9 protein-coding genes are annotated in these 10251 nt (G+C 62.2%); 3 read left to right on the forward strand and 6 right to left on the reverse strand.

Features of this window, described 5'->3' with window-relative positions:
* The first annotated feature begins 106 nt into the window (after positions 1-106).
* Positions 107-1570: a thioredoxin family protein gene (locus K8U03_08690; GenBank protein MCE9604964.1), complete on the forward strand. Its 1464-nt coding sequence runs from the start codon at positions 107-109 to the stop codon at positions 1568-1570.
* 50 nt (positions 1571-1620) lie between these two features.
* Here the strand turns inward: K8U03_08690 and K8U03_08695 are convergent, their stop codons facing one another.
* Both K8U03_08695 and K8U03_08700 read right to left on the reverse strand, forming a co-directional pair.
* The gene (locus K8U03_08695; GenBank protein ID MCE9604965.1) at positions 1621-3216 is read right to left on the reverse strand and encodes an FAD-dependent oxidoreductase; all 1596 of its coding nucleotides are present in this window, start codon (positions 3214-3216) and stop codon (positions 1621-1623) included.
* Between the two features lie 17 nt (positions 3217-3233).
* A complete protein-coding gene (locus K8U03_08700; protein MCE9604966.1) occupies positions 3234-3899 on the reverse strand; it encodes a tetratricopeptide repeat protein in 666 nt (221 codons plus the stop codon).
* A 357-nt stretch (positions 3900-4256) separates the two neighbouring features.
* Between K8U03_08700 and K8U03_08705 the strand changes: the two genes are divergently transcribed.
* Both K8U03_08705 and K8U03_08710 read left to right on the forward strand, forming a co-directional pair.
* Positions 4257-5279 (forward strand): hypothetical protein, encoded by a 1023-nt coding sequence (locus K8U03_08705; protein ID MCE9604967.1) that lies wholly within the window; start codon positions 4257-4259, stop codon positions 5277-5279.
* 338 nt (positions 5280-5617) lie between these two features.
* Entirely contained in the window at positions 5618-5818 is a 201-nt protein-coding gene (locus K8U03_08710; GenBank protein ID MCE9604968.1) for a hypothetical protein, read from the forward strand.
* Positions 5819-5854: 36 nt separating this feature from the next.
* Here K8U03_08710 and K8U03_08715 read toward each other — a convergent pair whose 3' ends face one another.
* The 4 genes from K8U03_08715 to K8U03_08730 form a co-directional block, all read right to left on the reverse strand.
* On the reverse strand, positions 5855-6169 hold the full coding sequence (locus K8U03_08715; GenBank protein ID MCE9604969.1) for a polyhydroxyalkanoic acid system family protein: 315 nt from the start codon (positions 6167-6169) through the stop codon (positions 5855-5857).
* Positions 6170-6223: 54 nt separating this feature from the next.
* The gene (locus tag K8U03_08720; protein MCE9604970.1) at positions 6224-7066 is read right to left on the reverse strand and encodes a sugar phosphate isomerase/epimerase; all 843 of its coding nucleotides are present in this window, start codon (positions 7064-7066) and stop codon (positions 6224-6226) included.
* Positions 7067-7160: 94 nt separating this feature from the next.
* On the reverse strand, positions 7161-8846 hold the full coding sequence (locus K8U03_08725) for a Gfo/Idh/MocA family oxidoreductase (protein ID MCE9604971.1): 1686 nt from the start codon (positions 8844-8846) through the stop codon (positions 7161-7163).
* Entirely contained in the window at positions 8843-9739 is an 897-nt protein-coding gene (locus K8U03_08730) for a DoxX family protein (GenBank protein ID MCE9604972.1), read from the reverse strand. The genes K8U03_08725 and K8U03_08730 overlap by 4 nt, the downstream gene beginning before the upstream one ends.
* Positions 9740-10251 lie beyond the last annotated feature (512 nt).

Here is a 10251-nt window from a genome sequence, read left to right on the forward strand (position 1 = left end):
GGCAAAATCGTTACGGTTTTCCAAAACTTCAACACAGGAGTCGTCCGATAAGTGAAGCGATCCGATTGATCGGGCTCGAACATCCGCTTTCACTAAGGTTCGCGTCATGTCGCGTGTTGTCTCCCTCAGCGTCATCGCTTCGCTCGTCTTCTTCGCCCTACCGGTGCAAGCTCAAGAGCTGCTTCGTTGGGAGACCGATCTCGCGAGCGCTCAAAAGCAGGCCGCCGCTTCGAACCGGTTGGTGCTCGTGCACTTCTGGGCGAGCTGGTGCGGGCCGTGCCAGGAGATGGAGAAGTCCGTCTTCAATCGGCCGAATCTCGGCACGGCGATCACGCCGTACTTCGTGCCGGTGAAGATCTCGGTCGAAGACCCGACGGGCCAAGAGATCGCCAAGCAACTCGGCGTCAGTAAGCTGCCTTGCGACGTGATGATGACCGCCCAAGGACAAGTGATCTCCTCGAGTTTGGGATTCAAGCCTGCGGAAAAATACGTGGCGATGTTGAATGAGGCCGCGCAACAAGGCTTGGCTCAGGCCCGCTCGAATGGGCTCGGGCCTGTAGCCGCGACTCCGCCTGCCGCTGCCGCTCCGGTGGCTGCAAGTGCTCCTGCAGCGGCTGGGCCGGATGCCGGTCGCTACGCGCCGCCGGCCGATGGTCGCTACGCCGCTTACGCTCCGCCGGTGACGGCTCAAGCCGCACCGCCTGCTGCAGCCGCTCCGGTCGCCGCCGCTCCTGCCGCCGCGTCGCGCGGTGCGACTCCTCCGGCCGACGATCGCTATGCCGCTTACTATCAAAACCGCGGCGTGGCCGCTCCGACGACTTCAGCCGCGCCGGTCGCCGCTGCGGCTGCCGGCGTCGCCGCCGCGCCTACGACCTCGAACGTCGGCAGCCGCTACGCGACGCCGACCGCTTCGGCTCCGATCGCTGCGACCCCCGCTGCTCCTGGCGCGGCGGCTCAGGTCGCCACAACTCCGGCAGCAACGACGTCGGTCGCTGCGACTCCGGCCATCGCTCCGACGACGACCACCGCCGCACCTGCCGCGGCATCGGCTCCGGTCCAACCCCCGGTCGCCGCTCCTCAAGCTCCCGTCGCACCGCCGGCGGCCACCGCTGCTCCGAGGGCAGCCGTGAATTCGACCGCTGCCGCCAATGGCACCGTTGCTCCGACGAAGTCGCCGCTCGAAGCGCAACTGCCGGCCGGTTCGCCGCCGCTCGCGCTCGAAGGTTATTGCCCGGTCACCGTGATCGAGAAGATGGTGTGGACGAAAGGGAACCCGCTCTACGGCGCGATCCACCTCAATCGCACCTACCTCTTCCCGACGGCCGAACAACAAGCGAAGTTCTTGGCCAATCCGGATCGCTATAGCCCGATCATCTCGGGCAACGATCCGGTCGTCGCTTTAGAAAAGAACCAGATCGTGTCGGGCAAGCGAGAACACGGCCTGATGTTCGAAGAACGGATGATCCTGTTCTCGAGCAAAGAGTCGTACGACAAGTTCTGCAAAGAGTCGAAGCGTTACACGACCGAACTACAGCAAGCGCTGCAAACCTCGAACGCGGTGCGCCGGTAGTTGAGCTTGTGGGGCGAACGACGAGCCCGGACTATCGGCGGCGACATGAGCTACGGCTCTACCGAACGACCGAAATGAGTCCTTAATCGCCGACAGGTTCGTTCGATCGCCTCGTCTCGATCGTCGGGCCGCAGCTTCCGCTCTTCGATCATGAGCTCGGCCAACTCGTCGAGCGTCGTGCGAGATAAATGTCGGGCGAAGTGCAGCATCAGCCTCCGTTCGACGAGGTCTTCCAAGCGTTGCACCCAAAGCGTGCGGATCGCGCGACGAACCACGCCGCGCGAGAATGCTGTGCCCGCCACGGCTCGTCGGTCGCCATCGCCGGCTAGCTTCGCAGTTTCCTCGGGCCCATCTTCGAGAATGTTTTCGATTCTTCGCTCGCGCGAGACATGGGTTGCCGCGCGGTTCAGCTTCCGCAGCACGATGCCGGCCGCTTCTTCGGCCAGCGCGCGGCAGGTCGTCAACTTCCCACCGACGAGGGTCCACGCGGGCCAAGGTGCCGCCGAGAGTTCGACGACCGAATGCCTGCGCGAGATGGCGGCCGGGGTCGAGGCGTCGGCATAGGGCAACGGGCGCACTCCGGCATAGTGGAGCGCGACGTCGCTGCGCACGAGCCCGATGCCGGGCAGAACGTCGTTCGTCAGTTCGAGCAGGTACGTGATCTCCGCTTCCGAGGCGATTGCGATAGCGGGATCACCGACGTACGGCATGTCGGTCGTGCCGATGAGCACCCCTTCGCCGAACGGCAAGATGAACACCGGTCGTCCGTCGGCTGCTTCGGCGTAGATGGCCGCATCGCGCAACGAACCTTCACGCACATCGGCGGCTTGCAACGCGGCCCGCAGCGCGTCGTGAAACACGACGATGTGGCTCCCCTTCGTGCCGCCGATCAGCTTTCGGCTGGGGAATCCTAAGGTTTCGAGAGTCGCATCGCCCCAAGGCCCGCTCGCGTTCACGACCGCAGCCGGCTCGAAGCGCAGAGGCGCCGAGTTGTCGACCTGCGCCGTGTCGCTGTTCGTCACGACGACGGTCGAGCCTTCGACTGCGACATGGCTATAAGTACGCACCTCGAACTGGGTGCCGGCCTGCTCGGCAGCCCGTCGCGCATCGGCGAGCAACGCGGCGACGAAGCGTTCGGGATACGGCATCTGGCCGTCGAAGTAGGTGCAGAGGTTTCGATAGCGAGGCGCGAGCAGAGTTCTACGTCGGTCGTCGATCGGTTGCGTGCTCGAGCGCGGGAGCGAAGTCTTGCCGGAAAATTGATCGTAGAAGAACAAACCGGTTCGCACGAGCCATAGGCCGCGGCGCGATTTCGGTCGGTAGCGGCCGCCGAGAACGAGCTTGCCGACGGCATCGATAAATCCGCCGAGTCGACGTTCGACCGGAATCTGAAACTCCAAGGCGCGCACGAAGTCGGGAGCCAGACGAAGCAGCCGCGCACGTTCTTCCAGCGATTCACGCACGAGCGCCGTGTCGGCATATTCGAGATAGCGCAAGCCGCCGTGAATCAGCCGCGAGGAATAGGCCGTCGTTCCCGAGGCGATGTCGCCGGAATCGACCACGATCACATCGAGGCCGTCGAGCACCAGCTCGCGCGCCAGCGACGCTCCATTGATTCCGGCACCGATGATCAGTATCGGATTCAATACGCAAACTCAACGAGCTATGAGTTCTTGCGACGGGCCCGATCGATGTTCAGCACGGCGGCGCGAATGCCTTCCAACTCCGGGTTCAACCGCAGAGCCCGACGGAAGCATTCGAGTGCGTCGTCGGTTTCTCCCATGTTCAGATAGCATTGGCCCATGCCGGCGGCGGAGCCGAAATGGTAAGGGTTGATTTCGAGTGCCCGGCGGCAATCGGCGATGCTCTCGTTGTAGCGGCCGAGGCCGTATTGCGAGATGGCCCGTTGGTTCCACGCTTCGGCGAACCAGGGTGCGAGGTCGACCAATTCCGTGGCTCGCACGAACGCTTGTTCATGCCGGCGTTCGACGTTGTCGCGAATCACCTGCTCGAGCAGTTTTTGCTGGATCGGAGTGCCGGCGCGACACCACACGGCCCGCACCGCGTTCTCGGCCAGAGTTCGGACGCCGCGGTCGCCGTCGCGCAGGGCCTTGCCGAGAGCGGCGTTGACGTCGTAATTTCCCAGATAGCCGAGCGCTAAGGCTGCGGCCCGGCGGCAACTCCGCGAGGAGCTTTCGAGGAGCCGCTCGAGCGTCGCACAACCGTATCTCGACGAGACCTTGCGAATGAACGCCGCGGTATCGTGGTCGTCGAGAAACTGCTGGTAGACGAAATCGAGCAGCGGCAAGCGGATGGGAGAGCCGCTCACGATAGATACTCCTAAAATAACGCCGGTAACGATGGTAACGTCCGATTTCTCGGTCTTTTCAGTGTAATTGGGAATGGCGGTGTTGCCAGAATAATCGCTATAAAAGAACCTGACTTTTCCCAAACACCTTTCGCCGGGGCGGAAATGAGGCCGAAACAGCGGGCGGAAAAGCCGGCGACGAGGCCGCGGCGATGCGCGCCGCAAGGTAGCTTCCGAGCCGTTTTTCGATCCTGGTCGATCCTGGTTGCGGCGGTCGGCTGCTCGTGCTTCGCGGCGACCGCCGGAGCGCAGGGAGCGACAGGTGCTGCATCGCTCGCGCAGACCGCCGCCGAACTGCAAGCTCGGCTGCAAGCGCGCATGAGCGGCTCGTGGACCGGCTCGCAGATCCGTAGCGCGGCCTCGGGCTTGGCGAAGAATGCCGAAGTCGCGCTCTGTCTCGATCGCCGCGTCGATCCGGAGTCGCCGCTCGAGTTGTCGTTCGCGGATACTTCCGTCGCCGAGATTTGGCGACGCATCGCCGAAAGCCATGAGTTGGCGGTCGTGTCGTTCGGGCCCGTGATTTATCTGGGGCCGAAGTCGACCGCGCGCGATCTTAAGACCTTGGCTGCGCTGCGGCGCGACGATGCGAGTCGTGCGGCTCCCGCGTTGAAGGCGAAGCTATCGGAGTCGCGACCGACGACGTGCGAGGCTCCTTGCGAATCGCGCGCGCTTTGGACTTCCTTGGCGACCGAGGCAGGCCTGCGAACCACGAACCTCGAGCGGATGCCGTTCGACGTCTGGCCTGCCGTCGATTGGGCTCCGCTGCCGCTCGTCGATCGGCTGACGCTCTTGGCCGTGCAGTTCGACCTGACGTTTAAGCTCGACGCCACGGCCCGCACCCTGACGTTCGAGCCGCTGCCTTCGTCGATATTGATCGAGCGGAGTTACCCCGCCGGCTTGAAGCCGCAAGAGACGCTGGCCCGATTTCGCGCGCTTGCGCCTCTGGCGACCGTGCGACTCGCCGGTGCGAAGATCGCGGTCGTCGGGAAAGTCGAAGACCATGAGCTCGTTTCCGGCACCGGCTCATCGGCGGTCGCAAATACTGCAGCGACGAGCCCAGCGGTTCCCGCGGCTGCAAAGCAACTGTTTACGCTCCGCGTGAAGGACGTCCCGCTCGATGAGCTGATTCGCGTGTTGCAAGAAAAGCACAAGCTGAAGATTCGGGTCGACGAAGCGGCGATCAAAGCGGCCGGACTGACGCTCGATCGCCGCACCGAGGTCGACGTCGCCAAGGCCACTCTCGAAGAACTGCTCGAGCAAGCCGCCGCTCCGCTCGGCCTCACTGCGCGGCGCGATGGAGAGACCGTCGAGATCGGCGTGCGCGCCGCTGCTCCGAAGTAATACTTTCGTTCCGAAAGAGACTGTCGTTGCCGGCAGCGTCGTCGCGAAACAGGATCGCAGCAAGGCGCTAAAGTCACCGCGATCGTCCCGCTTGACGATGCCGGCACGCAAGCGTTCGTTGCGATATGAAGGCTCGTCACCGGCTTTTATAATTCCGACGTTTTGCGAATGAACTCGCGCGCGGGACGCGGCGTAAGGCTGATAGAGACCGATCGCATCAGGTCGAACTTTTCGCGAAGAGCTTTTGCCGCCGAGGCAACTTCGCAAGCGGAGTCCTAACGACTAGGACCGCCTCCAAAATCACAGGATAGGGACATCGGACATGGGGATGGATTCCGATGAAAACCAAGCTCTTGATCGCCGTCGCGTTGTGCGCGCAAATCTTTTCGCTCGGCTGCGCCGCTGCAGCCCCGCGGTATCACGCGTATCGCTTGCCGCAGTACCAAGCGAGCGTCGAAGTGCAGGCCCCGATCGGAAAGGATCCGGAAGTCGTGGCGCGGATCACGTTCGGCCAACTCGGCGGCTCGGCGGTCAAATAAGTACAGGCACGCACCGCCCTGCGAACGGCCCGCGGCTTACGACAAGGCTTTCCTCACCGTGTCGCGGAAGCCTTCTTCGATCTTTCCTTTGAACATCATCGCCGCGAACGGAATCTCGCCGTTCACGGCGACCTTGTCCGGCTCGACGGTCATCGCCCCCTTGATCGCCATGCCGAAGCTTTTGAGCGAAAAGTCGACGACGTGGTCGCTGTCCCACTTGCTCCAGTCTTCGTGCATGTCGCTCACCTTGTCGGCGGCGTACTCGCGCATCTTTTCGAGATAAGCACGAAGGTCCTTCTTCGCTTTTTCGAGGCCGGCGGTGTGCGGGACGGAGAAGTTGAACTTAGGCATGACGTGCTTTGCGAATGAAGTGTGGTGGCGGCGAACGATGCGATGCAAGCCGGCTTAGCCGAGCTTCTCTTTCAGTTCGGTCAACAAGCGAACGGCGTGACCGATCTCCGCTTTTTGGCGCTCCGGTTCTTGGGCGATCTCGCGCTCGATCGTGAGCGGGCCTTCGTAACCGATTTCCCGCAGCGTGTGCAAGTAGTTGTACATCCCGACGTCGCCTTGGCCGAGCGGCATTTCGCAGCCCCATTCCTTGCCCGGATGCTTCGCCCAAGAGCCGTCTTTGCAATGGACGCTGCGTACGAACTTACCGACTTGCTTCAGCGCCGCGATCGGTTCGCCGGAGCCGTAGAGAATCATGTTCGCGGGATCGAAGTTGATGAACAGGTTGTCGCGCCCGACGGCTTGAATGAAGGTCAGCAGTCCGGCGGCGGTTTCTTGTCCGGTTTCCAGATGCAAGGCCTGGCCGTTGCGTTGCACGTAGTCGCAAAGTTCGCGCGCGACGGCGACGATCTCTTGGAATGTCTTGTCTTTTACGTCGTGCGGCACGAAGCCGATATGCAGCGCTACGACTTTGCAGCCGAGCAGCTTCGCGAAGTCGGAGATCTCCTTCATCTCCTGCACGCGCGCGGCACGCGTTTCCGGCGGCACGAGGCCGACGGTGCGGACCACGGTCGGAATGTCGGCGTAGCTCTCGCCGTCGAAGCCGCCGAAGACGGCCGTGAGCGTCAGGCCGTAGTCCTTGAGCTTCGCCAGGAACGCTTGCGCCTTTTCCGGCGTGCGGCTTTCCGGATGCGGGGCATGCAGTTGGATCGTCGGCACGCCGAGTTCGCGCGCCACTTCCAGCTTCACGCCGAGCCCGGCGTCGATTCCGGCAAATACTCCGATCGCCCACTTCGTCATCGGATCAGCTCCTGCTCTGTGTCTTTAAGCGTTCGACCTTTAAGCGTTCGGCCCGCGTTTAGCTTCTTAGGTCGCGGTCGGAATACGCCGCGTGCTAAACCTTCACTTCCGGCTTTTCCCCTTCGGGGGTTTCATCGCTGTTGATGTCGAACCATTCGGGCTTGAATTCGATCCGCTTGTTGTCGCGGATCGCGATGTTGGTCGTGAGCGCGATGATCGCGTCCGACATGGCGACTTCGGGATGGCACTTCGGCTTGTTCTTCTCGAAGTCGAAGTTCTCGATGCACCAGGCCCAATGCTCGATCTCTTCGCGATAGCCTTTGCTCGGTGGAGCGGCTTCCAGGGCCTTTTCGCCGGCCGCTGCGCTCGGAGGGGCGCTCGAGGTCGTGTCGAGCACGGCCCCGCCGTCTTTGCTTTTGACGACGTCGACGAACGTCGAAGGGCCGTCCGTCGGGAAGAGCCCGTAGTCTTGTTCGAGTTCGAGGATGATCGTTCCCTTGGTCCCCATCACCACTTCGCCGTAGCCACCCCAAGGGTTGCCGTTGATCGACGAATAGGAAACGACCGTCTTCTTCTGCTTCTTCGCGTCGTCGTTCGGGTCGTAGTCGAGACCGGGGAACTCGAAGTTGCAATGCACGTGGTCATCGACTTCGCGATCGTTCGCGAACAGGCTCCGCACGCCGACCGCCGACACGTTGAGCGGCTTGGCCTTCTTGCCGTCTTTACGCTGCGCGCTGCAGAAGATGCCCGCGGCGTCGAGCTGATGGCTGCCGAGCTCGGCCATGAGGCCGGCACCCGTGCGAGCCCATAATCGCCAGCGGATCAATTCTTCCAGCGGCGACACGACGTACGGCTTGAGCGAACCTTGGCCGGGAATCGTCTTCTCGACGTAGCCGTATTTTCCGGCGTCGACGTCTTTATCCATCATCAAGAGCTCAAGCTGCGTCACCTTCTTCTGCAGCGCTTCGATCTGACTCCCCGAGGCCGACTTCAAGGCCGTTTGTGCGGCGAGCAGGTCGGCGGCCATCTTGTCGTTGGGCAAGGCCGGCTGCCAACTATCGCGGCCCGGCAGATTGCGGCGATGCCACTGCGCACGGATGTGATGCAGGTCGCCGATCAGACCGCGCTTGATCACGTCGACGGCGTTGTCGTACAAGATGCTGTAGTGCCGTTGATGGCCCGTCGCGAGGTGCAGCTTCTTCTGATTGGCGACGCGGCCCATGCTCTTGCACTTGCCGACCGTCTGCCCCATCAGCTTCTCGGTAAGGACGTGCTTGCCGGCGTTCATCGCTTCGATCGCGACCGAATGATGCAGGTGCAACGGCAAGGCGATGATGACCCCTTTGATGTTCGGGTCGGCGAGCATTTCCTTGTAGTCGGCCGAGACTTTGATGTGCTTCTTGGCTTCGTCTTCCGACTTGTAGCCGTATTTCGCCATCAGGCCCGGCCGCACGGCTTGGACCGACGGAGAGCTTTGGTCGCCGTGCAAGGCGCGATGGATGTTGTACGGGCGAATGTCGGCGATGGCGACGACGTCGACGTAGTCGGGGTTGAGCGCTCCGATGAGCACGCCCCCTTCGTCGCCGGTGCCGATGATGCCGATCGGCAAGGGGTTCTTCATCTTCGTGTAGCCGAAGTAGAAGGCACCCATGCCGGCCGCGCCGACTGCGCCGCTGGCGGCGCTGCGCACGAGGAACTCGCGCCGCGTCAGTTCGCTGCCGATCGCCGTTTGGAAGTTAGTCCGACCTACCGCTTTTTCCGCAGGATTCAGGGCATTCATGTCCGACGTTCATCCTTATTCCGCAAGAAGGGGCGCACGCATAAATTGTGCACGAAGTAATCGAATCCGCCCCAACGGCCGGTCGGGAGCGTTGCCAAAGCGAAGCAAGCCATCATTTCGACGAACTCTTTCGTCACGAACATCGTGTGTCCTTGGGCCGGATGCGGATCGGGAGCGTAATAGCCGGGCCATTGCCATTTCGCCGCGACGATCGCCGCGAGGAAGATCCCCCCGCCGAGCGCGGCCAAACGCGAAAAGAGCCCGACGATCAGACAGGCGCCGATCGCGATGTTGGCGTAAGTGACGAACTTGTCGGTGTCGGTGAAGACCTCCTTGATGGTCGGCACCATTTGCTTTTCACGATCGTCGAGCGGCAAGGTCCGCTGCAGATCGGCATGGAGCCCGTCGTGCTGATCGTCGATCCATTTCAGCCAGGGGCGACCGTCGGCGCGGAGCTTTTGCTCGGCTTCCCACAAGCGCTTCCGCTCGAAGACCACGCCGCCGTCTCTAGCGTCGACCTCGGCTTTCTTTTGGTTGAGCTTATCCCACTCTTGGAAGTAGTCGGCGAACAGCTTCTTGTTGCTCGGGTCGTTCAGGAACGACTTGACGTTGTCTTTCCGCGCGGCCAAAGCTCGATCGGCGAGCGACTTGGCATCCCCCTCCAGCTTCATCTGCACCGCGAACCGGTCTTGATACCGATCCATCTCGTCGGTGTTCCATTGCTCCGACAGGCGCTTACGCCCCTCGAAGTCTTTCATCACTTTGTTGTGAAAGTAGTCGGCGAAAGGGCCCGACGCCTGACTTAAGTAACCGTCGGCGGAGAAATCTTGTTGTTGATATTTCCAGATTCCTTCGTAGAGGATGTGCCAACCGATCGTGATGCGCAAAAGCACCAACGCGGCGGCGCCGAAGAAACCGATACGAGCGCTAGAACAAGACAGAAACGCCTCCAGTACCCGATGCGGGGCGCAGGGGGATGCGGGAACGAGGGATCAGGCAGGACGACGGACACTCACGTCGAGGGGTGTGCCTTAGGGGGTGCGACACCGACACGAACCGGGAGTTGCCCCGCATTCTAAACGTGATCCTCACGGTTCGCCAGCGGGCGGATCGAGGACCCAGACGATTTTCCCCGGCTAAAGTAGCAGGCACGTTCCACGTGCCGTAGCCACATGCGCCGTTCGATCGCGACGCACGATCGCGACGCACGCAACCTCCGTTCACACACAACCTCCGTTCAATAGCCCCGGATGCATATCCGGGGCCGCACCGTGATGATCGTTCCGTATCAGCTGTGGCGGACGGCACGTGGAACGTGCCTGCTACTTAAACAAAGCACGGCCGTGATCGCGCCTTGTTGCGACTTAAAAAACATTCGTGCGTCGTCGCCCGAGCGGGCCGGGCT

This window comes from Planctomycetia bacterium, assembly GCA_021413845.1.
In the GTDB taxonomy this organism is placed as follows: domain Bacteria; phylum Planctomycetota; class Planctomycetia; order Pirellulales; family PNKZ01; genus PNKZ01.